The organism is Gelidibacter sp. F63206, assembly GCF_023015735.1.
In genome coordinates, this window is record NZ_JALKAU010000032.1 from 1 (window position 1) to 343 (window position 343).

General features: G+C 44.6%; 1 protein-coding gene. It reads left to right on the top strand.

Annotated elements, in window-relative coordinates; all coding sequences use genetic code 11:
• A partial coding sequence (locus tag MWU32_RS00425; protein WP_246936707.1) for a hypothetical protein occupies positions 1–190 on the top strand: 190 nt, incomplete at its 5' end.
• Between the last annotated feature and the right edge of the window lie 153 nt (positions 191–343).

Sequence of the window (343 nt, forward strand, 5' to 3'; positions counted from 1 at the left end):
GTTCTCAGGGACAAGGATAGCGGAAACCTATTTACTGGCTATTCGGCAACCGTCGTATAGGGGGCATGACTTTTATCTGGGCTTATGGATGGAACACAGGAAGCCTCACATTAATGCAAAAGGGAAAAATCAAGCAGAGCAACTGCAAGACCATTACCAATGTAGTGTGAGGTGGCGGACTAACTCGTAGTAGTGAAGAAGCTCCTGTAATGGGAGTGGAGCAAAGGGGTTAGCTAATTTAAAATACAATTTGCCAACTTGAGAGAGGATGAGCTTATATTTGTGGATTAAATTAGAAGAGCCGTATGATGGGAGACTATCACGTACGGTTCTGTGAGAGGGG